24 protein-coding genes are annotated in these 24,959 nt (G+C 57.2%); 16 read left to right on the top strand and 8 right to left on the bottom strand.

What is annotated here, in order from left to right:
• Genes INT32_RS09315 through INT32_RS09305 form a run of 3 tightly spaced genes read left to right on the top strand, consistent with a single transcriptional unit; the run spans position 1 to position 2,692 of the window.
• Complete coding sequence (locus tag INT32_RS09315) at positions 1-630, top strand: SCP2 domain-containing protein (protein WP_193088449.1); 630 nt, start codon at positions 1-3, stop codon at positions 628-630.
• The gene (gene ubiB / locus INT32_RS09310) at positions 627-2,198 is read left to right on the top strand and encodes a ubiquinone biosynthesis regulatory protein kinase UbiB (protein ID WP_226816821.1); all 1,572 of its coding nucleotides are present in this window, start codon (positions 627-629) and stop codon (positions 2,196-2,198) included. Before INT32_RS09315 ends, ubiB begins: the two co-directional genes overlap by 4 nt.
• A complete protein-coding gene (locus INT32_RS09305; RefSeq protein WP_193088448.1) occupies positions 2,198-2,692 on the top strand; it encodes an adenylyltransferase/cytidyltransferase family protein in 495 nt (164 codons plus the stop codon). Before ubiB ends, INT32_RS09305 begins: the two co-directional genes overlap by 1 nt.
• Positions 2,693-2,914: 222 nt before the next feature.
• Here INT32_RS09305 and INT32_RS09300 read toward each other — a convergent pair whose 3' ends face one another.
• Both INT32_RS09300 and thiD read right to left on the bottom strand, forming a co-directional pair.
• The gene (locus tag INT32_RS09300) at positions 2,915-3,592 is read right to left on the bottom strand and encodes a protein-L-isoaspartate O-methyltransferase (protein ID WP_014749414.1); all 678 of its coding nucleotides are present in this window, start codon (positions 3,590-3,592) and stop codon (positions 2,915-2,917) included.
• Positions 3,593-3,669: 77 nt separating this feature from the next.
• Positions 3,670-4,482, bottom strand: coding sequence for a bifunctional hydroxymethylpyrimidine kinase/phosphomethylpyrimidine kinase (thiD, locus tag INT32_RS09295; RefSeq protein ID WP_193088447.1), 813 nt, complete (start codon positions 4,480-4,482; stop codon positions 3,670-3,672).
• Positions 4,483-4,605: 123 nt separating this feature from the next.
• Between thiD and ppk2 the strand changes: the two genes are divergently transcribed.
• Entirely contained in the window at positions 4,606-5,802 is a 1,197-nt protein-coding gene (gene ppk2, locus INT32_RS09290; protein ID WP_193088446.1) for a polyphosphate kinase 2, read from the top strand.
• A 192-nt stretch (positions 5,803-5,994) separates the two neighbouring features.
• Here the strand turns inward: ppk2 and INT32_RS09285 are convergent, their stop codons facing one another.
• Complete coding sequence (locus INT32_RS09285) at positions 5,995-6,438, bottom strand: MarR family winged helix-turn-helix transcriptional regulator (protein ID WP_193088445.1); 444 nt, start codon at positions 6,436-6,438, stop codon at positions 5,995-5,997.
• 353 nt (positions 6,439-6,791) lie between these two features.
• On the opposite strand from INT32_RS09285, the gene INT32_RS09280 reads away from it, so the two are divergent.
• Positions 6,792-7,328, top strand: coding sequence for a VOC family protein (locus tag INT32_RS09280; protein WP_193088444.1), 537 nt, complete (start codon positions 6,792-6,794; stop codon positions 7,326-7,328).
• A 168-nt stretch (positions 7,329-7,496) separates the two neighbouring features.
• Here the strand turns inward: INT32_RS09280 and INT32_RS09275 are convergent, their stop codons facing one another.
• Both INT32_RS09275 and INT32_RS09270 read right to left on the bottom strand, forming a co-directional pair.
• Positions 7,497-7,994, bottom strand: a complete 498-nt coding sequence (locus INT32_RS09275) for a C40 family peptidase (RefSeq protein WP_226816818.1) — start codon at positions 7,992-7,994, stop codon at positions 7,497-7,499.
• A 127-nt stretch (positions 7,995-8,121) separates the two neighbouring features.
• Positions 8,122-9,231 carry an NADH:flavin oxidoreductase/NADH oxidase gene (locus INT32_RS09270; RefSeq protein ID WP_193088443.1) on the bottom strand — a complete coding sequence of 370 codons (1,110 nt, stop codon included), beginning with the start codon at positions 9,229-9,231 and terminating at the stop codon, positions 8,122-8,124.
• Positions 9,232-9,572: 341 nt separating this feature from the next.
• Between INT32_RS09270 and INT32_RS09265 the strand changes: the two genes are divergently transcribed.
• From INT32_RS09265 to INT32_RS09230, 8 genes are all read left to right on the top strand, one after another.
• Positions 9,573-10,442, top strand: coding sequence for a MurR/RpiR family transcriptional regulator (locus INT32_RS09265; RefSeq protein WP_193088442.1), 870 nt, complete (start codon positions 9,573-9,575; stop codon positions 10,440-10,442).
• Entirely contained in the window at positions 10,439-11,413 is a 975-nt protein-coding gene (locus tag INT32_RS09260; RefSeq protein WP_193088441.1) for an isoaspartyl peptidase/L-asparaginase family protein, read from the top strand. Before INT32_RS09265 ends, INT32_RS09260 begins: the two co-directional genes overlap by 4 nt.
• A gap of 105 nt (positions 11,414-11,518) precedes the next feature.
• Positions 11,519-13,375 (top strand): dipeptide ABC transporter ATP-binding protein, encoded by a 1,857-nt coding sequence (locus INT32_RS09255; protein WP_193088497.1) that lies wholly within the window; start codon positions 11,519-11,521, stop codon positions 13,373-13,375.
• 57 nt (positions 13,376-13,432) lie between these two features.
• Positions 13,433-14,983, top strand: coding sequence for a glutathione ABC transporter substrate-binding protein GsiB (gsiB, locus tag INT32_RS09250; protein WP_193088440.1), 1,551 nt, complete (start codon positions 13,433-13,435; stop codon positions 14,981-14,983).
• Positions 14,984-15,061: 78 nt separating this feature from the next.
• Positions 15,062-15,982: a glutathione ABC transporter permease GsiC gene (gene gsiC, locus INT32_RS09245; RefSeq protein WP_193088496.1), complete on the top strand. Its 921-nt coding sequence runs from the start codon at positions 15,062-15,064 to the stop codon at positions 15,980-15,982.
• A gap of 10 nt (positions 15,983-15,992) precedes the next feature.
• Entirely contained in the window at positions 15,993-16,895 is a 903-nt protein-coding gene (gene gsiD, locus INT32_RS09240; RefSeq protein WP_193088439.1) for a glutathione ABC transporter permease GsiD, read from the top strand.
• A gap of 43 nt (positions 16,896-16,938) precedes the next feature.
• Positions 16,939-18,042: a P1 family peptidase gene (locus INT32_RS09235; RefSeq protein ID WP_193088438.1), complete on the top strand. Its 1,104-nt coding sequence runs from the start codon at positions 16,939-16,941 to the stop codon at positions 18,040-18,042.
• Between the two features lie 92 nt (positions 18,043-18,134).
• A complete protein-coding gene (locus tag INT32_RS09230; RefSeq protein WP_193088437.1) occupies positions 18,135-18,959 on the top strand; it encodes a M55 family metallopeptidase in 825 nt (274 codons plus the stop codon).
• A 29-nt stretch (positions 18,960-18,988) separates the two neighbouring features.
• On the opposite strand, the gene INT32_RS09225 is transcribed toward INT32_RS09230, so the two are convergent.
• Together INT32_RS09225 and INT32_RS09220 are read right to left on the bottom strand one after the other, a co-directional pair.
• Positions 18,989-19,636 (bottom strand): VOC family protein, encoded by a 648-nt coding sequence (locus INT32_RS09225; protein ID WP_193088436.1) that lies wholly within the window; start codon positions 19,634-19,636, stop codon positions 18,989-18,991.
• 2 nt (positions 19,637-19,638) lie between these two features.
• Complete coding sequence (locus INT32_RS09220) at positions 19,639-20,466, bottom strand: aspartate/glutamate racemase family protein (protein ID WP_193088435.1); 828 nt, start codon at positions 20,464-20,466, stop codon at positions 19,639-19,641.
• 242 nt (positions 20,467-20,708) lie between these two features.
• On the opposite strand from INT32_RS09220, the gene gorA reads away from it, so the two are divergent.
• A complete protein-coding gene (gene gorA / locus INT32_RS09215) occupies positions 20,709-22,055 on the top strand; it encodes a glutathione-disulfide reductase (protein WP_193088495.1) in 1,347 nt (448 codons plus the stop codon).
• A gap of 155 nt (positions 22,056-22,210) precedes the next feature.
• On the opposite strand, the gene INT32_RS09210 is transcribed toward gorA, so the two are convergent.
• The gene (locus tag INT32_RS09210) at positions 22,211-23,116 is read right to left on the bottom strand and encodes a LysR family transcriptional regulator (protein ID WP_193088434.1); all 906 of its coding nucleotides are present in this window, start codon (positions 23,114-23,116) and stop codon (positions 22,211-22,213) included.
• 112 nt (positions 23,117-23,228) lie between these two features.
• Here INT32_RS09210 and INT32_RS09205 point away from each other — a divergent pair, with 112 nt between their 5' ends.
• A complete protein-coding gene (locus INT32_RS09205) occupies positions 23,229-24,026 on the top strand; it encodes an SDR family NAD(P)-dependent oxidoreductase (protein ID WP_193088433.1) in 798 nt (265 codons plus the stop codon).
• Positions 24,010-24,957, top strand: a complete 948-nt coding sequence (locus INT32_RS09200) for an SMP-30/gluconolactonase/LRE family protein (protein ID WP_193088432.1) — start codon at positions 24,010-24,012, stop codon at positions 24,955-24,957. Before INT32_RS09205 ends, INT32_RS09200 begins: the two co-directional genes overlap by 17 nt.
• Positions 24,958-24,959: the final 2 nt, after the last annotated feature.

Here is a 24,959-nt window from a genome sequence, read left to right as displayed (position 1 = left end):
ATGTTGCTCTCCGCCTTACCTGATCCAAACATTCCTATTGTGCGCGCCCTGAACCTGCTGCTGGATCGCGAGCCCTGGGCAAAGACGCGTATTGCCGCGCATGCCGGCAAAACCGTATGCATCCGCATCAGCCGTCTTGTGCTTCGGGTTACCCTTGGGCACGATGGTAGCGTGGCGCGTGCAGATCCTGCGGTTGTTGCCGATGTCACGCTGTCTATCCCCGAAAGCCGGCTGGGCGATGTGCCCGGCGCATTGCGCAATCGTCACGATCCTGCACAACTTGCCTCGCTGCTGCATCTGGAAGGGGACGCTGGCCTGGCGCAATTGGTCTCGGAGCTGGCACGCGACCTGCGCTGGGATTCCGAACACGAACTGGCCCGGTTTACCGGCGGCTTGCTGTCAAGACAAATTCATTTGCTGCTGCACCGTGCGTTTGCGACCACCACCACCGTGGCTGGCCGCCTGTCGGAAAACGTGAGCGAATATGTTGCTGAAGAGGCCGGCATGGTGCTGGGAAAGCCGGCGCTGCAATCCTGGGAGCACTCCCTGCGCGCTGCGACCGTACAGCTGGATCAGCTCGATGCCCGGCTCAGGGCGCTTGACGCTCGACATCGCAGGAGCGCACGATGATCATGTCAGCCCTGCGCCTGCTGCGCATATTGCTGATCTGCCTGCGCTATGGGTTGGATGAGTTGGTGCTCAGTGGCCTGAAGCATCCCATTGCCAGTTCCCTGCTCAAAGTGGTGCGGCTGGGTCGCCGTTTTGAGCAGCCGCGCGGCGAGCGCTTGCGGCTTGCGCTCGAATCGCTGGGACCGATCTTCATCAAGTTCGGTCAGGTCCTGTCCACCAGGCGCGATCTTATCCCGCTGGATATTGCCGATGAGCTGTCGGCGTTGCAGGATCGAGTGCCGCCGTTTCCGTCCGAACAGGCCATGCAAAGCATCCAGAAGGCGTTTGGCAAGCATCCGTCCGAACTGTTTGCGCTGTTTGAAACCGAGCCGGTGGCTTCGGCCTCTGTTGCCCAGGTGCATTTTGCCGTACTGCATGACGGTCGTGAAGTGGCGGTCAAGGTGCTGCGCCCCGGCATGCTGGCGGTCATCGAGCGGGATCTATCGCTCATGAATCTGTTTGCCGGTTTTGTGGAACGCCTGTTGCCAGATGGGCGTCGCTTGCGACCCAGGGAAGTGGTCAGCGAGTTCGACAAGTACCTGCATGATGAACTCGATTTGCAGGTTGAGGCGGCCAACTGCAGCCAGTTGCGTCGCAACTTCGAATCCAACCCGAAGCGCGCCGACTTGCTGATGGTGCCCGAAGTGATCTGGGAATACACCAGCAAGACTGTCATGACGATGGAGCGCATGCACGGCGTGCCGGTCAGCCAGATCGACAAGCTGCAGGTGGCCGGTGTCGATATCAAGAAGCTGGCTCGCAACGGTGTGGAAATTTTCTTTATCCAGGTGTTTGAAGACGGTTTTTTCCACGCCGATATGCATCCGGGCAATATTTTTGTCTCGCTGCAACCGGAAACGCTGGGACGCTATATCGCGCTTGATTTTGGTATCGTCGGATCACTTTCCGAATTTGACAAGAACTATCTGTCGCAGAATTTTCTGGCGTTTTTCCGCCGGGATTATCGTCGTGTGGCGCAGTTGCATATTGAGTCCGGCTGGGTGCCGGCCAATACGCGGGAAGAAGAGCTTGAGGCTGCCGTGCGGTCAGTGTGCGAGCCTTACTTTGATCGCAAATTGTCCGAAATTTCCCTGGGCCAGGTGCTGCTGCGACTATTTCAGACCTCGCGTCGCTTCAATGTGGAAATCCAGCCGCAACTGGTCCTTCTGCAGAAAACCCTGTTGAACGTGGAAGGGATGGGGCGGCAGCTTGATCCCGATCTGGACTTGTGGCAAACGGCCAAACCGTTTCTGGAACGCTGGATGTGGGATCGCATCGGCCCGCGTGCTTTTGTCGCCCAGGTGCGCAAGGAAGCCTCGCAGTGGTCGCATCTGTTGCCGGAAATTCCAAGGCTGGTGCATACCCAACTGGCGCGTCAGGATAGTTTGCCGGCCATTCGCAAGGAATTGTCTGAGTTGGGGAAAAGCCACCGTCGCAGCGAACGCATCTTTATCGTCATGACGCTGATCCTCACGCTGCAGGCCGGGTTGATACTTTGGCTGGTGGCCACGTTGCTGGAGTGGCAGTAATGAGCATACGTTTCGAAAGCAAGATTCTGACCCGCCAGCAGTGTATTGATGCCGTTCGCAATGGGGCATTGCCCCGACCACTGGTGTTTACCAATGGCGTGTTCGATATCCTGCATCGTGGCCATGTCAGCTACCTGGATGAAGCTGCGCAGCTTGGCGCCAGCCTGGTGGTTGCAGTCAACACCGACGATTCGGTGCGTCGGCTGGGCAAGGCGCCTGATCGCCCCCTCAATGGGCAGCAGGATCGCCAGGCGATGCTGGCCGCGCTGGCCAGCGTTTCTGCAGCGACCGTATTCGAAGAAGATACCCCTTACGAGCTGATCGCGCAATTGCGGCCGGATGTGATCGTCAAGGGTGGTGATTATGATATGGCCACACTCAGGGAAACCGCTCTGGTGCAAAGCTGGGGCGGGCGTGCGGTTGCCATTCCCTTCCGTTTTCAACGCTCTACCACAGCCCTGGTCAATGCCATCCGCGGCACCACCGCCCAGTAAGGGGTCGCGCCAATGCTCCGCTTATGTCTCGCCAATAAAGGCTTGCATTGGCGATTGATTTTTATCGCTATTGATCTTCGTTGATCAATGACGTGCGCCACGCGTTAGGGCAGACGCATCATCATGCACAAAGGCCGTTCCTGCGACTGCACTAGTCAGTCTGAGGCAACGGCCTTTGCTTTTGAACCCCAACCGGCATGGGCCGATGCGGGTTCAGGTAAATCAGAATTTGAAATGAGACACAGTGGTGCCGCGCAATGGCTTGGCGTACGTGTCAAACAGCGACTCGGTTTCAAACGCGGCGGCGCTGACCCGGGTAATGCGCAAAGCCGTCATGACTGGCGCCTGTCCCACAATGGCAACCAGCCGGCCACCGATGGTCAGTTGGTACTTCAGTGAGTCGGGAATGTTTGGAATGGATCCGGTCAGCAGGATGGCGCTGTACTCGCCGGTACCCCAGCCGGCGCGTCCATCGCCGATTTCCACTTTCACGTTACCGATCTGCTCGCGCTCCAGGTTGGCCTTGCCGAAAGCCGCAATATGGCGATCGATTTCGACGCTGACAACCGTGCTGCACAGGCGACTGACAATCGCCGCCTGATAACCCGAGCCGGTGCCGATTTCCAGCACGCCGTCGGTTGGCGTCAGACGCAATTCCTGGGCCAGCCGCGCCTCTATTTTAGGCGCCAGCATGGTTTCACAGCTGTTGATGCCTTCAACTTCCAGTGGGATTTCGATATCGGAATAGGCCATATTCTGATATCGGATAGGTACAAACCGTTCGCGCGGAATCGCAGACAGCGCGTCCAGTACATCCTGGTCCAGTACATGCCACGGACGGATCTGCTGTTCGATCATGTTGAAACGGCTTTGTTCGGCGAGGGAAGTCAGAGCATTCATAGGAAGAGTATCAAACGTGGTCCTGAGATTGGGATTTCTTGTTCATTTTACCCGCAACTGGCGCGGTGCTTCTGGTTTCATGACCATAAGGCATGAAAATGATGGACGGGCCCGTGCCCGTGGCCAACATTTAGTTCGCCGGAACGGGCAATGGCAGTCTCGATGTAGGTCTTGGCCAGCCTGGCTGCCTGCGGCACATCGCCCGTGCCGGGAATCAGCGCACACAGGGCCGCCGACAGTGTACACCCCGTGCCATGAGTATTGGGCGTGTCAACGCGTTTGCCGGGCAGCTCGATCATGCGGTCTCCGTCGGTCAGCAGATCGACGGTGTCGTTGCCTGGCAAATGGCCGCCCTTGAGCATAACCCAAACGGTGCGGTGATGATCCATGAGTTTACGCAGGCGCTCTGCCACCCTGTACATTTGCTTTAAGGAATCGGCCTCCCGTTCGCCCAGCAGCACGCCTGCTTCGGGCAGGTTTGGTGTAATGACGGTCGATAACGGTATCAGTGCTTCACGCAGCGTGGCGATGGCCGGCTTGTCCAGCAGCACATCGCCGCTTTTGGCCACCATGACCGGATCCAATACAATATGGTCGGGCATCCAGTAAGCCAGGCGTTCGGCCACCATGCGGGTCACCGGCTCCTGGCCCAGCATGCCGATTTTTACCGAATCGATATGAACATCGTCAAACAGCGTATCAATCTGCTGGCGAACGAACTCGGGTGCGACAGGCTGCACGCCGCTCACTCCCTTGGTATTCTGGGCGGTCAGGGCCGCCACAACGGCGCAGGCATAAGTACCGAGGGCACTCATGGTCTTGACGTCGGCAAGAATGCCGGCACCGCCGGAAGGATCTACACCGGCAATGGTCAAAGTATTAAAAATCATACAGCCTCTCTGTCGACAGTATTGTTGTCATACGCATATGATAATGTCTTCCTCTGAATTAATGTTAATGATTGAGTGAAGGCGCAATCTTACAATGCGCTTTTATCAGTACAAGGATGTCAAATGGCTACCCGTAAATCTACAGATCAAACGAGCCGTCAGGGCAGTAAATCCAATAGCCAGCACGCCGAAACCGACCTTATCGCACGTGAGGTGACGGCGGGCGATACCCAGTCGGGAGATACGCCGGCGCAAACCCGCGACAATACCGTTATGGACAGCCAGCGGGCACGCATCAATGCCGAAGCAGCTGCCTTTACGGCCGATCTTGTCGGTACCGACAAGGCCGCACGCAATCAGCGGGCCAAGCTCCTGCTCGAGGGCATGGCGGCCGATGATCGTCGTGAACTGCTCCAGTTGCTGCGTGAGGAAAAACTTCGTGTCGACAACCTCAGGCACCCGGAAACCGATCCGGACTACAAGCTGCAGGACAATTGGCAGGATGGGGGGTATCCCTATAAATATCTCATGTCGCGCCGTAATTACGAGTTTCAGAAATACGACCTGCAGGTTGAACTGCTCAAGCTGCAGTCCTGGATCAAGGAAACTGGCCAGCGTGTCGTTATTGTCTTCGAAGGTCGCGATGCGGCGGGCAAGGGCGGCACCATCAAGCGCTTCATGGAGCATCTGAATCCGCGGACAGCCCGTGTGGTTGCGTTGCAAAAGCCGACGGAACGCGAGCTGGGCCAATGGTACTTCCAGCGCTATGTGGAGCACCTGCCCACCAGTGGTGAAATAGTCATGTTTGACCGTTCCTGGTATAACCGGGCGGGGGTTGAGCGGGTCATGGGATTCTGTACCGATGCCCAATACATGGAATTCATGCGCCAGGCGCCGGAGTTCGAACGCAATCTGGTTCGCAGCGGCATCAGTGTCATCAAGTTCTGGTTCTCGGTCAGCCAGGATGAGCAGAAACGCCGGTTCAAGGAACGTCGTCACCATCCGCTCAAACAGTGGAAACTGTCTCCCATCGATATGGCCTCCCTGGACAAATGGGATGACTATACTCGTGCCAAGGAAGCGATGTTTTTTCATACCGACACCAGCGACGCGCCCTGGATCGTGGTCAAGTCCAACTGCAAGAAACGCGCGCGGCTTAACGCCATGCGCTATGTCCTGCAGCAGTTCAATTACACCAATAAGGACTCGGCACACATCGGCAAGATTGACCCGCTGATTGTGGGTCGTTCCAACGTGGTCTACGAGCAGGGCGAACACGTCTTGCACAGCCCGTCAGGGGTAAAGCAGGACACTCGCTAACACCGGTTTTCAGCTGCGTGTCGTCGCAGCGGCTGTGGGGGAGACTGCCGGGGTTTTGGTCGCATGGTTTTTGGCCAAACAGGCATGGCAGCAGCGGTTGCTTGATCTGGCAACGCGGGTGACCGTTTGCGTTCATGCCCTCACCCCGGTGGTTGCTGCGGCCATGCGCCGGTATCGAGGCAACCCGTTGCATTATCCGCGCGCCACCAATTGCTGGGCCCGGTTCAGTACCTGGTCCAGATAGCGCTGCAGCACCTCGCGCTCGGTGGGTGTCAGGTCCTGCAACAGGTAATCGTTGCGCGCCATCATCAATGGCGACACTTCCCGATAGGCCGCCTGGCCGGCAGGCGTCACCACCAGAATCTGCTGTCGCTTATCGTCCGTATCGGCTGTGCGGGACAAGAAACCCTTTTTCTCCAGCCGGGCAATGGCCCGGCTCACCTGCATCTTGTCCAGCGTAGTGTGTTGTGCGATATCGGTCGCACGCATATGCCGTGCCTGATTGACGGCAACCAGCACGCGCCAGTCGTCGCGCGATATGCCCAGCCGACTTTCGTAGACTGTAGCCACCGAAAGGCTGACCACGTCGGCCAACTGCGAAAATTGGTAGGGCAAAAAAGCATTCAAATCAATCATGGAAAACTCGTTTAATATTCAATTGATAACGAATGATACTTCATTTTCATCGCCTTTCTTGGCGGGATAAAAATATAGAATAAGGAAAAATCCCATAATAAATAACAGATTGCTGTATTTATTAGTTGACGGATGAAAACAAATACTATTTAATAGTAACGTTAGTTACTATTATTGATGGCCTGCGCATCAGGGCCTGCATATTGGAACTTCTGCATCGGGATCTGTGCATATTGCGTATGCACCCATGCCTGACTAGCAAAGCGTGGCGCAGGCGCTTGCGAAGACCGTGTTTTGCGATCCGGCGCTTACGCGCAATATTTCATTCAGCATATCAGACAAAGAGGGTAGACATGGACATTCAGAAAATACATCACGTAGCCTATCGCTGCAAAGACGCCAAGCAAACTGTTCTCTGGTACAAGGAAAATCTGGGGATGGATTTTGTCCTGGCCATTGCCGAGGATCGCGTGCCTTCTACCAAGGCCAATGATCCCTACATGCATGTTTTCATTGACGCCGGCCAGGGCAACATACTGGCTTTCTTTGAACTGCCCAACTCACCGGAAATGGGCTTTGATGCTAATACGCCTGACTGGGTTCAGCATATCGCGTTCGAAGTGCCCAGTGTGCAGGTGCTGGAACGCACCAAGGAAAAGTTGCAGGCCAAAGGGATTGATGTTGTGGGTATCACCAATCATGTCCTGTTCAAGTCCATTTATTTCCGGGATCCCAACGGACATCGTGTCGAGCTGGCCGCGCCCACGGCTACGCCGGAAATGAACCGGAAACTGGATGAGGTCAAATGGGAGATGCTGGAAGAATGGAGCAAGACCCGGCGTGCGCCCAAACACGCAGCGTGGCTGCACGAAGAAGAGCTCCAGGCGTAACGACTGTTGCATGGCTTGCAAAACGGGCCAGTAAGGAGAGCAGATCGAAAAGAGGCCGATCGCCAACCGTGGGGATCGGCCCCTTTGTTATTGCGCGTGCGCTGTCAAGCGGTCCCGTATGACGTAGTGCGCATGCCGGTGTCTGCGTGATTGCCCTTGTCCTGCCACTCATTGAAATGCCGTACGGGCGCCCAGGAAACGTTTGGCGAAATAGCGGCTGTCCAGTGAATCGACCCGGACCTTGCCATTGTTGCGGCTGGATGGCGCGTGGACAAATTCGTTGTTGCCGATATAAATGCCCATATGCGAATAGGGCTTGTAGGTATTGAAGAAGACGAAGTCGCCTTTTTTGAGCTCTGTTCGGGAAATGGGCTTGGTCAATTTGGCGATCATCGCCGTGTTATGTGGAAAGCGAAAGTCCGCGGACTCCTGGAACACGTAGCGCACAAACCCGCTGCAATCCATCCCGTCCGGGGTCATGCCGCCATAGCGGTAGGGTGTGCCGGTCAGGGTCAGCGCCTGTTCGAGCACCGGATCGCGATAGGAAGCGTCAAGCGCAGGCGTTGAAAAGGAAGCGGGCACCTCGGCCACCGGGCCGCGGCTTGCGCAGCCTGCCAGCAGGCAGGCTGCTATAACCGTTGTAATAGAAATATGGAAACGTTGCATACCTTACCCGACGCGAAAAAACCTCTGGATTCCAGTATCGCAATTTCACCGCGTCAGGAAAAGCCTTTTGCCGGTATTTTTAAAGAATATCAAAAAAATTAATCATAAAAACAACAAGTTAATAGCATTAACTTATGTTATTTGTGAAGAGTGTTTTTAATCTTGAGGGCTGGCTGCGCCAGAATTGGGGCGAAGCATCGATACGTGCTCCCAGTTCGGCCGCTGCATGCCAGGGCCAGCGCGCGTCATAAAGCATGCCGCGGGCAACGCCGACCAGATCTGCCTGGCACGAGGCCACCACCGACTCGGCCATTTGCGGATCGGTAATCAGGCCAACGCCAATGACCGGCACATCGACGGCATTTTTGATTGCCTGCGCAAATGGCAACTGATAGCCCGGCTCGTTCTTGATCTGCTGCGCCTGTGACAGGCCGCCTGAAGAGACATGAATGAATGCCGCGCCACGCTCTTTGAGCGCCTGGCTCAGACGGATACTCTGCTGCACGTCCCATCCGCCATCGACCCAGTCACTGGCCGAAATCCGCACACCCACCGGCACCTTGCCTGCCACTTCTTCATAGACGGCCTGGAACACCTCCAGCGCAAAGCGCATGCGGTTTTCCAGGGAGCCGCCATAATTGTCCTGGCGCTGGTTTGACAGGGGCGACAAAAACTCATGCAGCAGATAGCCATGCGCGCCATGCAGCTCGATGGCGTCAATGCCCAGGTCTACGCTGCGACGGGCCGCCTGCACGAAGGCATTGATAATACGCGTCAGCCCGGCCTGGTCCAGTTCCTGGGGCGGGCGATCCTTTGGATCAAAAGGCACGGGTGACGGGCCATAGGTTTGCCAGCCGCCTTCTTCCAGCGACAATTGACCACCGCCAAACCAGGGCTGACGGCATGAGGCCTTGCGCCCGGCGTGCGCCAGCTGAATCGCAAAGGGCGTATCGGAAAAGCTGCGGATATCGCGCAGGGTGCGCGCGATTGCCTCCTGGGTGACATCATCCCACAGCCCGACATCTGTCGGCGAGATGCGGCCCGCCTGTTCGACGCTCGTGGCCTCAATAAACACCAGCGCTGCGCCGGACACAGCCAGCGAACCCAGATGCATCAGATGCCAGGGTTGCATGCAGCCGTCTATGGCTGAATACTGGCACATGGGGGGAACAATAATACGGTTTTTAAGCTGCAGGCTGTCCAGGTTGAAGGGACTGAACAGGATTGAATCGGTCATGGCGTCTTCACACTTTAGAAATTGTCGGGGAGTGGCATGGGCGCCGGGAAAGCTCCGTCAGCGCCATGTCTTGTTTTTACCATACCCGTCAACGGTGATCGGTATATGACCCTGGTGATGACATGATCGTGTGTCTTTGCCCGCAGAAAACGGGTTTATGAACCCGGCCAGCCGGGGCACACTGCAGCTCATATTGCTTGCTGCAGCAAAACTGCCTAAAAAAATGGTATAAAGCAGCATAAAATGTAATTATATTTTCATAAAAGATGAAAATAGTAAGTTTACTTACATCGTCATAGGTGCTGTTCTTTCCCATTCGGACTCCGTACTTTCTGCCAATCATGATTGAAACCGACTTTACACGGGCACTGGCCAAACGGCTGCCAGAGCTGACCAAACCCCAGCGTTTGCTTGGCGCCTATGTGCTCGAACATCCGTTCAAGGTCGCCATTATGTCGATCGACGAATTTGCACAGGCTGCGGGCGTTTCCAGCGCCAGCGCCAACCGTTTTGCGCGGGCGCTGGGCTATCCGGGGTATGCCCAGTTTCGGCAAAACATTATCAAGGGCTTCGAAGGCGTACTGGAGTCGGTCAATCGCCTGAAAAAAGAACAGTCGTATCCGGCCACCAATCAGGAAGTCATGTCCAATGTCCTGGTGGAGGGGCAGCGCAATCTGGAAAAGACTCGCCTGAACTTAAGCGCCGAGACCTGTGACAAGGCGGTCGACATGATCCTGGCCGCCCGCCGTATTTTCATATTGGGCCTGGGCTCCAGCGGCTATCTGTCGGGGCTGCTGGAGCGGCGCCTGTTTTCGCACAACGACATGGTGGTCAGCCTTGCCGGCCCTGGCGGGGTGACGTATGCGGCCCGCAGGCTGGCGCTGGTCGATGAAAATGACCTTGTGATCGCCCTCACTTTCCCCCGGTATTTGGCCGACACGGTCAAGATCGTGCAGAAAGCGCACGGCCGCGGCGCCAGGGTGCTCGGGCTGACCGACAAGGCCACTTCGCCGATCGTCCCAGCCTGTGATTGCATTCTGTACACATCCAGCGACAGTGTATATGGCACCAATAGCGATCCGGTGGCACTGGCCCTGATCGACGCGCTGATGGCGGCCCTGGATTATCGCTCACCCTTTTCAGTTGAAATTGCCACAGAAGTGGCAGAAACCATCACCCCCTGGCTCATTCACGGAGAAACCTCGGCATGACAACTGCCATTATCGCCATTCATGGCGGGGCCGGCGCCCTGTCTCGCGACACCATTACACCGCAGCAGCAAGCGGCCTACGAGACGGCATTGAACGACATTCTGGCGCAAAGCGGCGCCTTGCTGGACAAGGGCGGCTCGGCACTGGATGCCGTGACGCTGGCTGTGCGCCTGCTTGAGGATTGTCCGTTATTCAATGCCGGCCATGGCTCCGTATTTACCAGTGCCGCGACCCACGAAATGGATGCCGCCATCATGGACGGCGCGACGCTGGGCTGCGGTTCGGTCGCCTCGATCTCGACCGTGCGCAATCCGGTACTGGCGGCAAGAGCTGTCATGGAAACCAGCGATCACGTATTCTTTTGCGGCAAACCTGCCGAAGCGCTGGCGGCCGCCGCCGGGCTCGACATGGTCGAACCCGATTACTTCAGCACCGTCTTGCGCCGCGAGCAGCTTGACCGGGTCCGCGCAACCGGCGCCGCCAGCTTTGTATTGGATCACGATGCCGTGGCGCAGGTGCAACCTGGTAATGCGGTGGCGCCGCTGGATGAAGACAAGAAGCTGGGTACCGTCGGCGCGGTGGCGCTGGATCAGGCCGGCAATCTGGCTGCAGCCACTTCAACCGGCGGCATGACTAACAAGCAGCCAGGCAGGGTTGGCGACTCGCCCATTATCGGCGCCGGGTGCTATGCCAGTAATCACAGTTGCGCGGTTTCCAGCACCGGAACCGGTGAAATGTTTATTCGCAGTGTCGCCGCGTATGACGTGGCAGCACAAATGCAATATGCGGGCCGCACGCTGGCGCAGGCCGCCGATAACGTGGTGTTCGACAAGCTGCCGGCTATTGGTGGCGTGGGTGGCCTGATTGCCATCGATGCGCAGGGCAACGTCGCGCTGCCGTTCAATTCCGAAGGCATGTATCGGGGTTACCTGCGGGTCGGCCAGGATCCTGTCGTCGGTATTTATCGTTAGCCCGATGCCTGAGTGGCACTGTGAGCGGTATGGAGAAAACAGTAAGTGAATACAAATGTGATTAATGCAAACGCCGACAAGGCGCCAACGAACGGCACCGGAAAACTGGCGCCGGACTGCGTCCTGGATGTGCGCAATCTGAGTGTCAATTTTGTCGGATCCGAAAGAACCGTGCAGGCGGTTGAGGATTTGTCCTTTACGGTGGGCCAGGGTGAAACACTGGCCATCGTGGGCGAATCGGGCTCGGGCAAATCGGTGACCTCGCTCTCGCTCATGCGCCTGGTCGAACATGGTGGCGGTCGCATCGTCAGCGGGCAAATGCTGTTTCGCCGCCGCCAGGGACAGGAGGTGGATCTGGCCCGGCTGCCAGGCGCGCAACTGCGCGCCATTCGTGGGGCAGATATGGCCATGATTTTTCAGGAGCCCATGACGTCGCTGAACCCGGTGTTTTCGGTGGGTGACCAGATTGCAGAATCCATTCGCCTGCATCAAGGGCTTAGCCAGCAGCAAGCCTTGGCAGAAGCCTTGCGCATGCTCGATCAAGTGCGTATCCCTGAAGCGCGTGCCGTACTGGCGCGGTTTCCGCATCAGTTATCCGGCGGTATGCGCCAGCGCGTCATGATCGCCATGGCGCTGGCCTGTAAACCGGCCTTGCTGATTGCCGATGAACCCACGACGGCGCTGGATGTGACCATTCAGGCGCAGATTTTGCAACTGATCCGGGAACTGCAGAAAGAAATGAACATGGGCGTGATCTTCATTACGCACGATATGGGCGTGGTGGCCGAAGTGGCCGATCGTGTTCTTGTCATGTTCAAGGGAAACAAGGTCGAACAAAACAGCGCTCAGGCCATTTTCCACGATCCGCAACATGCCTATACCAAGGCGTTGCTGTCAGCCGTGCCGCGACTGGGATCCATGAATGGCACGTCATTGCCTGCTCATTTTGACCTGCTGTCGCTGCAACAGGCGGGCGCCGATGAAGCCATCACCCCGCATGAGCCGGTGGTGCTGGCGCCGGATCGCCAGGCCGGGCCGATCCTGCAGGTCAAGGATCTGGTGACGCGGTTCGATGTGACCAGCGGCATTTTCAATCGCGTTGTCAGGCGTGTGCATGCGGTCGAAAAAGTCAGCTTCGATCTGTATCCGGCAGAAACGCTGGCCCTTGTGGGCGAGTCTGGTTGCGGCAAGTCCACGACAGGTCGCTCCCTGTTGCGTCTGATCGAAGCGCACTCGGGACAAATCCTGTTTCAGGGGCGCGATATCAGCAAGCTCAATACCCAGGATATGCAGGCAGTTCGGCGCGATATCCAGTTTATCTTCCAGGATCCATACGCATCGCTGGACCCGCGCCAAACCGTGGGATATTCCATTATGGAGCCCCTGCTGATCCATCGGGTGGCCAGCGGGCGCGAGGCATTGGAGCGTGTCGAATGGCTGCTTGAAAAAGTTGGCCTGCCGGCGGCCATGGCGCAGCGCTACCCGCACGAATTTTCCGGGGGGCAGCGCCAGCGTATCTGTATTGCACGTGCACTGGCGCTCAATCCCAAAGTGGTGATTGCAGACGAATCGGTATCGGCACTGGATGTATCGATCCAGGCGCAGATCGTCAATCTGCTGATGGATCTGCAAAAGGAATTTGGTATTTCATATTTGTTTATTTCACATGACATGGCGGTGGTGGAGCGCATCAGCCATCGCGTGGCGGTGATGTACCTTGGGCAGGTGGTTGAACTGGGGTCGCGTCGTGAAATATTTGAAAACCCCCAACATCCCTATACGCAAAAACTCATGGCCGCCGTTCCCATTGCTGATCCGGCGCGGCGCCACAAACTTGCCGCACTGATGGCAGGTGAAATTCCCAGTCCGGTGCGTGCTGTTGGCGATGAGCCGGTGGTCTTGCCGCTCGAGCAGGTGGGGGCGGATCATTTTGTTGCCCGCCACTCGGTAGGTATTTACTGATTTTTATTTCGTTTTTCAAACGACGTTTAACCATTTATCCTTCGCAGGGAGATTTTCATGAAACCTATTTATCTTCGCAGAGCATTGCTGGCCCCGGCCATGATGGCGTGCCTGGCCTTTTCCCACTCCGCACTGGCGGCCAAAGATGTCACGGTCGCAGTTCCCTATGGTTTTGATTCACTCGATCCCTATAACACCAATTCGACACAATCCCAGGCCGTTGGCAAGGGCTGGTACGAAGGGCTGTTCATGTTCGATCTGGATTTCAAGATTCATCCGCTGCTGGCTACGGGTTTTGAGGTGAGCGAAGACGGACTCACGTATACATTCAAATTGCGCCAGGACGTAAAGTTCCATGACGGCACCGACTTCAATGCAGAAGCGGTCAAGGTCAATTTCGAGCGCGTGCTGAACCGCGACAACGCACTGGGTCGCTACAACCAGTTCAAGGGCATTGCAAATATCGAGGTGATTGACCCTGCTACGGTGAAAATCACGCTCAAAGAGCCGTTCTCTGCATTCATCAACAATCTGACGCATCCGTCGGCCATGATGATCTCTCCGACCGCCCTGAAAAAATATGGCAAGCAGATCAATCTGCATCCTACCGGCACCGGACAGTACATGTTTGTTGAATGGAACCCCGGCCAGAATGTGAAAATGAAAAAATTCGACGGTTATTGGGACAAGGAACACCTGGCCAAAGTCGATTCCATCAATTTCCGTGTGGTGACCGATAACAATACGCGTGCAGCGGTCATGCAGACCGGCGAGGCCCAGTTTACCTACCCGATTCCCTATGAGCAGGCGGCTATCCTGAAGAAAAATGACAAGCTTGACTTGCTTGCCGAGCCGTCCATTATTGCGCGCTATATCGCCATGAATAATCTGGTCAAGCCTTTCGATAATCCGAAAGTGCGCCAAGCCATGAATTATGCGATCAATAAAGAAGCCCTGAACAAGGTTGTGTTTAACGGTTACGCGCGCGTTGCCGAGGGTGTGGTCCCAGGCAAGGTCGAGTTTTCACAAAAAATGAAACCCTGGCCTTATGATCCGAAAAAAGCCCGCGAACTGCTGGCCGAAGCTGGCTACCCGCAAGGATTCGAAACCACACTGTGGAGCGCCTATAACGATGGTACTTCGGTGAAGGCAATCCAGTTTATTCAGCAGCAATTACGCCAAGTGGGTGTCAAGGTATCCGTAGAAGCACTGGAAGCGGGACAGCGCGTTCAGCGGATTGACACGGTGCAAAATCCGAAAGACGCCAAGGTGCGCATGTATTATGCAGGCTGGTCGGCTTCTACTGGTGAAGCCAACTGGGCGTTGAGCCCGCTGCTGGCTGGCGACGCCTGGCCACCCACCTTCAATAATGCCGCATATTATAAAAATGCCCAGGTCGACAAGGATCTGGCCGACGCCTTGAAAACCACCGATAAAGCCGCGAAAACCAAGTTCTACAAAGATGCACAGGAACAGATCTATAAGGATGCGCCCTGGGTATTCCTGAATACAGCCGATACCGTAGCGGCCCGCAGCAAAAAGCTTGAGGGTTTTCATGTGATGCCTGATGCTTCCTACTACTTCAGGGATGTCAGCCTGAAGGACTGATTCGGTCCTGCTTCGCTATTCAATTGCAATTGACATAGCCGCGACACCCCAGGGTGTCGCGGCCCAATGGATTCAAAAATGCTTTCCTATCTGGTTAAACGGATTTTCGGGATGATACCGACGCTGATTCTGGTCTGCGTGGTGGTTTTCCTGTTTGTACATATGCTGCCCGGGGATCCGGCCAGGCTTGCCGCAGGGCCCGAGGCAGATGCCGAAACGGTTCAGAACATACGCAAGCAACTGGGCCTGGATTTGCCGCTGCCGCAGCAGTTCGGCCATTACCTGATCAATCTGAGTCAGGGCGATCTGGGTACCTCGCTGCGCACCAAGCGGCCGGTGCTGACTGAAATTGCGGTCCGCTTTACGCCGACTTTGCTGCTGACCATTACCAGTATGATCTGGTCGGTTATTTTCGGCCTGGTGATCGGCGTGGTGTCGGCTGTATGGCGCAACCGCTGGCCGGATCGCCTGTTCATGACGCTGGCCGTCTCCGGTATTTCCTTTCCGCCCTTTGCGCTGGGCATGATCCTGATCCAGATTTTCGCCGTCAACCTGGGCTGGCTGCCTTCTGTGGGCGCGACCAGCTGGCAGCACTATATTTTGCCGTCCATCACTTTGGGCGCTGCGGTCGCGGCCATCATGGCGCGTTTTACGCGTGCTTCGTTCGTGGAGGTGATTCAGGAAGATTTCGTGCGCACCGCTCGCGCCAAAGGTTTGTCTGAAAAAGTAGTCATCGTCAAACATACCTTGCGCAACGCCTTGATTCCCGTGATTACGATGATGGGACTGCAGTTTGGCTTTCTGCTGGGCGGCTCGATTGTGGTGGAAACCGTCTTTGGTTGGCCCGGTATGGGCACGCTGCTGGTGGATGCCGTTGCGGCACGGGACTATCCGATTATTCAGGGACTGGTCCTGCTGTTCTCCTTTGAATTCATTTTGATCAATCTGATTGTTGACGTGCTGTACGGCGTGATCAATCCGACCATCCGTTACAAATAACGGGACAGACATGACGCAAGTAACTTCTTCTCCGATAGAATCGCTGCCGCCAAAACGGGAACGCATCCGCACCCCGATGACGGAGTTTATCCGCAAGTTCCGCAAGCAGCATCTGGCTGTCGTCGCGGCGCTTTTTATTCTTGCACTTGTATTTATCGCCATTCTGGCGCCCTGGATCGTCCCCTTCGATCCGGAGAATTATTTCGATTACGACCGCATCAACCAGCCGCCGTCAGTGCTGCACTGGCTGGGTGTGGATTCGCTGGGTCGGGATATTTTCAGCCGCATCGTCATGGGTACGCGCATTTCCCTGGCGGCCGGTTTCATCTCGGTTGCGCTGGGTGCCGTTGTGGGCACGGTGCTGGGCCTGTTGGCCGGGTATTATGAAGGCTGGTGGGAACGCATTGTGATGCGCATTTCAGATGTGTTGCTGGCGTTTCCCGGTATTTTGCTGGCCATCGGCGTGATCGCGGTGCTGGGCCCCAGTATGGTGAACGTGGTGATCGCTGTGGCGGTATTCAGCATTCCGGCATTTGCTCGGCTGGTGCGCGGCAATACTCTGTCCCTGAAAAACATGACGTACATCGAAGCCGTGCGCAGTATTGGCGCTTCTGATTTCACCATTATTTTCAAACACATTCTTCCTGGCACGATTTCACCCATTCTCGTCTACGGCACCATGCGTATCGGTACCTCGATCATTACGGCGGCTTCGCTGTCGTTTATCGGCCTGGGCGCGCAGCCGCCTACGCCCGAATGGGGCGCGATGCTCAACGAGGCACGCTCCGACATGGTGCTGGCCCCGCATGTGGCGATTTTCCCGTCACTGGCCATCTTCCTGACCGTGCTGGCGTTCAACCTGCTGGGCGATGGGCTGCGGGATGCACTGGATCCGAAGATTGACCGGCAATAATCCCGTCGTGTTATCAATAGGTGGCACACACAGATGAGCGTATATGACTGATTCTTCAACTGAAGCGGTGGCGTGGTCTGCGCCGCCGGTGGGCATCCTGCCTGCCGGCCCGCATAACTGTATTACTGATGTATTCGGCGTCAAGGTGGGTCATGCCACGCTGGCGCGTGGTGCGATCCAGACCGGTGTCACGGTTGTCTATCCGCATTCGGACGACCTGTTCCTGAACAAGGTGGCGGCCGGTGTGTCGGTGCTCAACGGTTTCGGCAAAAGCATGGGGCTAGTGCAGTTGCAGGAGCTGGGGGCCATAGAAACGCCTCTGGCGCTGACCAATACTTTTTCCGTACCGATGGTGGCGCAGGCGCAAATCAGACAGGCGATTGCGGCCAATGCGCAGATCGGTCGCGACTGGCCGACCGTCAACCCGCTGGTGCTCGAGTGCAACGACGGGTATCTGAACGATATTCAGGCCATGGCCGTGACCGAAGCGGACTACTTTGCCGCCTGCGCCAATGCGACTACGCAGCCGGAGCAGGGCGCGGTAGGCGCCGGGCGCGGGATGAGCTGCTTTGGCTTGAAAGGCGGCATTGGCTCGGCATCGCGGATCGCCAAGCAGGAACGGGAACTGGCAGGCAGTGCGCCCGACTATGTGGTGGGCGCGCTAGTGCTGTCCAATTTTGGCAAACTGCGCAATTTACGGGTCAATGGCAGCCTGCTGGGTCAGGACATCAAAAGACGCATGGCCCGTCGGCATACGGCATCGCAAGTGGTATCGGAGATCGCGGAAAATGCGCCCGACAAGGGTTCCATCATCATGGTGCTGGCAACTGACGCACCGCTGGACGCCCGGCAACTGCGGCGGTTGAGCATGCGCGCTGCAGCGGGCCTGGCGCGCACCGGATCGAACTTTGGCCATGGTAGCGGTGATATTGCCGTTGCATTTTCAACGCGTATGCGCATCGGCCAGCAGGTGCAGGCTGCGCAGATACCGGTGGCGCCATTGCATGACGAGCAGCTGGAGTCGTTGTTTGATGCGGCCGCCGAGGCGACAGAGCAGGCCATTGTCAATTCGCTGTGGCGCGCCGCTGCAGTGACCGGGCGTGATGGCAATACGCGATGGCCGGTCACCGACTGGCTGCATGACTGAGCGCTTTCGTCACTGCCATGTAAAGGCAGTCCTAAAGAATATTAATATTACAATTGAAATAATGATTGGCAAAGAATAACAAGGTGTGATCAATGAAAGTACTGATATCAACAGACATTGAAGGCGTTGCCGGTGTGGTAGATGCGCAGCAGGTGCGAGCCGGCAACGTGGAGTACGAACGGGCACGGCAATGGATGGCCGCCGAAGCCAACGCAGCTGTTGCCGGTGCGTTCGATGGCGGCGCCACCGCCGTTTATGTGAACGATTCGCATGGTGGCTTTCGCAATATGATTGCGTCTGACATCGATGAACGTGCCACATTGATCAGCGGCAAGCCACGGATCTACAGCATGATGACCGGTCTGGAATTCGGAGTCAGTGCTGTCGCCCTGGTCGGGCATCACTCAAGGGCACAGGGCCGCGGCGTGCTGGCCCATACCATCAACAGTTTTGCCTTTGCCCGGGTGATGGTCAACGGCATGGAACTGGGCGAACCGGGCCTGTATGGCGCGCTGGCCGGCCAGGCCGGCGTGCCGGTGATCTTCGGTAGCGGCGACCAGTATTTCATCGAAGAAAATAAAGGCTTTTTCGACGGTGCCGTATGGGTGGAAACCAAGCAGGCCATGGGCCATGCCAGCGCCGCTACGCTGACGCCGCAGGCAGCCTGCGCGCGCATACGCGAGGGCATGTGCACGGCGGTTCAGGCCGGCATGGCGCAAGCGCTGACTCCGTTTGTGATCGGCGCGCCGTATGAATGCAGGTTGCAAACCAATTCTCCTGCATTGGCCGATACGTTTTGTGTGTTGCCCGGAACAGACCGTTTGGATGGGGTCACCCTGTCATTCAGGGCAGACAGTATCGAGCATGTGATCCGCACATTAAATGTGTTTTCCACCATGTCGGTTGCGTTGCGCTAGTATCCACGCCCGCCGGGCGCCAGGTCTGATCAGCCCAGCGCGCGGATACCCGAAGGTGTCCGGATGATCGCCCGCAAGGCCGGTTTGCTGTCCGGCGCCGCCGGAAATACCGACACCGGGGCGTCCAGTTGCAGGCTGGCAAGCAATGCCTGCATCGCCTTTGGTTCGGGATGATAGATATGCAGCGCGTCCAGCGACAAGCCCTGATCCGGCATGGACAAGACCGGTAGCTCGGCGGTCTGCCATTCGATCAGCGCCGGGGCTATGCCGTCCAGGGGCGATATACCGCTTTCGGCAATGGTAATCAGCCAGTTCAGGTCTGCGCGTTGCATGGCGGTGACCGGGCCCAAAGGCTGGGTGCTGGCCGCCGAATGGGTATGAATATTTGTAGTACGCACTACCCAGGCTGACAGCGAGGCGGCGCTCTCCGCCCCTAAAACATCCAGCCCGAACCAGCGTGGCTGCGCGGGCGCCGGCGCAGCCGGATTGATGGCGATCACTTCCAGATAGCAGTTCATGCCACAGCGCAGCAGGCGATTGTGGGTGCCCATTTTTGCATGTTCGCCGCCCGGCAGCGGGGCCACGCCCAGGCAGTCGCGTACATAGGCGGCGCCTGCCTCCAGGTCGCTTGCGGTCACGACAAGATGATCAATGACAGTGTGTGGTGCTACAGGCATGGCTACTCCGGTTTTGCGGCCGCTGCTGCGGGAAGATCGGCACCGTCGCTCGCGTGCGCATGATGCGAAAAGGTCTGATGTGAAAAGGTCTCTAGCACCGCACGCGCCAGGGCATCAATCGAATCCGATATCACGACGGGAAACGCGTCCCGACGCGAGGGCGGGATGGCCAGCGGCAATTCCGTACAACCCAGAATGACGGCCCGTGCCCCCATTTGGGCAAGTCGATTGACGGCGGCCGCCGCGGGTGCAAAGGCCTGCTCGTTCTGGTTGGATTTGACTGCAGCGATAGCCTGCACGGACCAATCACGAATGCTATTGTCGTTGCCGGTGAAGGGCTCATATCCGGCCGCGCGCAGGGCGTCCTGGTACAGCCCCAATTGCATCGTCGCCGGGGTGCCCATGATGCCCACCGGACCTTCAAAGATGCCATTGCGTTGCAAGTCCTGAATTACCGATTCGACAATGTGCAGAACCGGCACCTGTACGCTGTCGCGCAACTGCTCAAACCACAAATGCGCCGTGTTGCACGGGATGGCAATGTATTGCGCGCCCCAGCGCTGCAAGTCCTGCATCCCTTCACGCATGGCCGGCAGCGGGCTTGGTCCGCCGGCCAGCTGGGCCGCGCTGCGGTCGGGAATCCGCGGATCATTGCGCAACAGCACCGGGATATGCGCCTGGTCTGCCGTCACAGGAGTCAGTTGCACAAGCCTGGCGGCAAACGTGGCGCCGGCAAGCGGCCCCATGCCACCCAGGACGCCGAGCACGGGCCAGACCGGTGGCGCCGCAGTCAGGGAAGACGAGAACGTGTTTGTATGAGGCAATGACATGAATATAAATCTCCGTAAGTGATAATTATACGGCCGGGGCTGGCCGGCAACGCACTCGCGGGCAGGGTTTTGCATCTCTTGCCGTGGCGGTGAGGTTACAATCAGGCGGGGCCAAAGCGATGTGGCTGCCGGTGGCATTCCTGCTTGGCAGTCGCAGTGCCGCCGCAGGAGCCTTGTCCGGCTTTCGATGGCAGTTGGCATGGCGGCCCGACAATATTGCGCATTTTGAACTTGGAGTCAGCATGGAAAGTTTCGACTATGATTTTTTTGTAATCGGCGGCGGCAGCGGCGGGGTACGCGCCTCGCGCATGGCAGCACAGGCCGGCGCCCGGGTGGCGGTGGCAGAAGGATCCGATCTGGGCGGAACATGTGTCAATGTCGGCTGCATTCCCAAGAAACTCTACAGTTATGCTGCGCATTACCATGAGGCTTTTGAAGAGGCGCGTGGGTTTGGCTGGCAGGTTGGCGAGGCCGAGCTGGACTGGTCGGTCCTGAAAACCAACCGGGCCACGGAGATCTCCCGCCTGAACGGCATTTATCACTCGCTGATCACCAACGCCGGCGTAACGCTGCTGACCGGCTGGGCCGAATTGGCCGGACCCAATACCGTTCGCATGGACGACGGCAAGACCTACACTGCAAAGCACATTTTGATTGCGACCGGCGGCTGGCCCGTCGTGCCAGAGTTCCCCGGGCGCGAACATGTGATTACCTCAAATGACATTTTCGATGTCCCGCAATTTCCCAAACGGCTGGTCGTGGTCGGCGCCGGCTATATCGCATGTGAGTTTGCGTCGATCTTCAACGGTCTGGGGGCCGAAGTGCATATCGTGATTCGTCGCGATCGCATTCTGCGCGGCTTTGATGAAGAAATCTGTGCGTTCACCGCAAAGGAAATGGAAAAAGCCGGCGTGCATTTTCACTTTGAAACCAAAGTGGACGGGATCGACAAGGTGGGTGAAGTTCTTTCAGTGAAATTGAATGACGGCACGACGCTGCAGGCCGATCAGGTGCTGTATGCGACAGGTCGAGCGCCCAATGTGCAAAAGCTCAATCTTGAGTCTGCCGGCGTACAGGTCAATCACAATGGCGCCATTCAGATTGACGAAAACTATCGTACATCGGCCCCTTCCATTTATGCCCTGGGCGATGTGACCGACCGGATTCAGCTCACGCCGGTTGCACTGGGCGAAGCCATGGTGCTGGTGGATCATTTGTTCGGCAAGGGTGCGCGTCGCATGAGTTATGAATTTATTCCAACCGCAATTTTCACCCATCCAAACGTGGGCACGGTAGGCTACAGTGAGCACGAAGCGCGCGAGATGTATGGCGAAGTCACCATCTATCGTTCGGATTTTCGCCCCTTAAAACATACGCTCAGCGGCAGCACCGCCAGAATGATGATGAAACTGATTGTCGATAAAAAATCCGACCGGGTGGTAGGTTTGCATATGGCGGGCGACGACGCAGGCGAAATTGTGCAGGGGTTTGCTGTTGCTATTCGAATGGGCGCAACCAAGGCAGACTTTGACGCGACCATTGGCATTCATCCGACGGCGGCCGAAGAGTTTGTGACCATGCGCGGATAGCACGTTTGCCATCAGACGCGGTGGCGGGGTGGGTGTGTGGCGGTCAGCTTATATGGCCTGGATGGGTGATACGGTTTATGAGCTTATCGGGCTAATAGGCCTTATACGACTTACCCCACTTACACGACTTGTGTTTGCCCCCTCCCCGCGGTGGTTCAGCCCATATGGCTGTTCATGTCAATGCCACGAATAATTTGCGCAACCGCAAGCACCAGCTGCGATTGCGCGCCGGCGGTCGCGATGGCCAGGGTAAGATTATTGCGAATGGCAGGCTCCACAATAGGCGCGCAACTTAAGCGCGTGGGGCCGGGAATATCGCCCAGAGCAGAACGCGGGATGATCGTAAACACCGGCTCATGCGAATAGCTCAGGGTTTCAACAATCGTCTGCACGACGTCCACTTCAGCCACGACATTCAATTGCACATTGCACTCTCTGCACGTGTGTTCAACCAGCGCACGAATGGTATTGGGTGCGCTGGGCAACACCAGCGGATATTTATCCAGATCGGCGACGGCAATCGATGCCGGCAGGGTCGATCCGCCCGCATGTGCGTGGGCCAGTACCAGCTCTTCCCGGTACAGCGACTCCACCTGCATCAGTGAAGACGGCGCGGGTTCGTATAGCAGGGCCAGGTCAACCTTGTCCTTGAGCAGCCAGTCACGTAACTGGGCGCTCAGGCCTTCCGCCAGCGTAATGGATGAGGCGGGAAATTGCGCGCGGAACTGCTGCATGATATTGGGCGCCAGCCGTCGCGCAACGCGCGGCGGAATGCCCAGTCGCACCCGGCCCGGGGCAGAAGAACGAAAATTAATCAGATCCTGCTTTGCCTGCGTGGCCAGATGGTGCAGGGTTCGGGCATGCCCCAGCAGGCGGGTACCGGCTTCAGTCAGTTCCACGCCGCGGCCCGTCCGAACCAGCAAATGCTGTCCAAGCTCGGCCTCCAGCAACTGGATCTGCCGGCTTAGTGACGGTTGCGACAGATCGAGCATGTCCGCAGCGCGGGAAAAGCTGCGCTGTTCGGCAATCACAATGAAATACTGAAGCTGTTTGAGATCCATGTGGCAATGATATACGTTTTTTCGATATCAGAAGTCGCAAGGCGGGTCTTGATGATTCGCAGGGCCTCGCGCATCATGGCTGTGATTAGACAATTACAGGGGACAGCGAGCGATGAGACGCCTGGAAAACAAAGTAGCGATTGTGACCGGTGCCGGCAGCGTCGGGCCGGGTTGGGGTAACGGTCGGGCGATTGCCTGGCGGTTTGCCAGCGAGGGTGCGCATGTTTTTGCCGTGGACATGAACCCCGATGCGTTAAATGAAACCGTAGCCAAGGTCAATGAAGTAAACGGCACAATCCGTACCTGGACCGCAGATGTCACCTCGGCGGATGCTGTTGATCAGATGGTGCGTGCCTGCCAGGAGGCCTTTGGACGTGTCGATATTCTTGTCAACAATGTCGGGGGGTCGAAAAAGGGTGGCCCGGTTGCCCTGGATGAGCAGACATGGGACAGCCAGCTTGATTTCAATCTGAAAAGTGTATTTCTGGGCTGCAAGTATGTGTTGCCCATTATGGAACAACAGGGTGCAGGGGCCATTGTCAATATCTCGTCCACATCGGGCATCCGCTGGACCGGTTCGGCGCAGGTTGGGTATGCCAGCGCCAAGGCCGGCATTATCCAATTGTCCCGCGTCGTGGCGGTGGAATATGCCAAGCGCAATATACGGTGCAATACCGTGGTTCCGGGCCAGATGCACACACCAATGGTAGAAACGCGTCTGGCAGGACAACGCGCAGGCGGCGATGTAAGCACGCTGCTTGCGCAGCGCCAGGCGCGTATTCCGCTGCCATTCATGGGCGATGGCATTGATACGGCCAATGCCGCGCTTTTTCTGGCTTCCGATGAAGCGCGCTTTATCACGGGCACCGAAATTGTTGTGGACGGAGGCATGAGTGCACGCTGCGACTGAGACCCCCGTCCGCTATCCGGATCCCGCAGTGATTGCCTTGGATCCCCGCTTTCATGCGCTGACGCTGCCTCTGGCTGCCCTCGAACGGCTCGCAGGTGGCAGTCGCTGGGCCGAAGGGCCGGCGTGGTTTGGCGACTGGAACTGTTTGCTATGGAGTGATGTACCGAACAACCGCATCATGCGATGGGATGCCGGCACCGGCCAGAGCCAGGTGTTTCGCAGCCCGTCAAATTATGCCAATGGCAATACCCGCGACCGGCAGGGGCGCCTGATCACGTGCGAGCACCTGTCGCGCCGGGTGACGCGCACGGAGCCGGATGGCCGCATTACTGTGCTGGCGGACAGCTATCAGGGTAAGAGACTGAATTCACCCAATGACGTGGTGATCAAGTCAGACGGTTCGGTCTGGTTTACCGATCCGCCGTTTGGCATCGTTGGCTACTATCAGGGAGAACAAGCAGAACAGCAACTGCCCGCAGCCGTCTATCGCATTGACCCTGTTAATGGACAAGTGACCCTGGTGACCGATGCTGTCAATGGCCCTAACGGTCTGGCATTTTCTCCGGATGAATCACAATTGTACGTGGTCGAATCACGTGCCCAACCCCGTAACTTGCTGGTCTTTGACCTGAATGCTGACGGGACCAGTTTGCTTGGGCAGCGCGTGCTTTTCGATGCCGGTGAGGGGACGCCGGACGGCTTTCGGGTGGATATCCATGGCAATTTGTGGTGTGGCTGGGGAATGGGAACTGCCGACCTTGATGGAGTCAGGGTATTTAGCCCGCAAGGCGAACTGCTGGGGCGCATTGCATTGCCCGAGCGGTGCGCCAATCTTTGTTTTGGCGGTTTGCATAGAAATCGCCTGTTCATGGCGTCTTGTACGTCCATTTATTCACTGTTCGTCAATACGCAAGGGATTGCGGGTACCTGACG

The sequence above is a fragment of the Advenella sp. FME57 genome (genome assembly GCF_014897675.1).
GTDB lineage: Bacteria > Pseudomonadota > Gammaproteobacteria > Burkholderiales > Burkholderiaceae_B > Advenella.
This window is presented reverse-complemented; position numbering and strand designations above follow the sequence as displayed.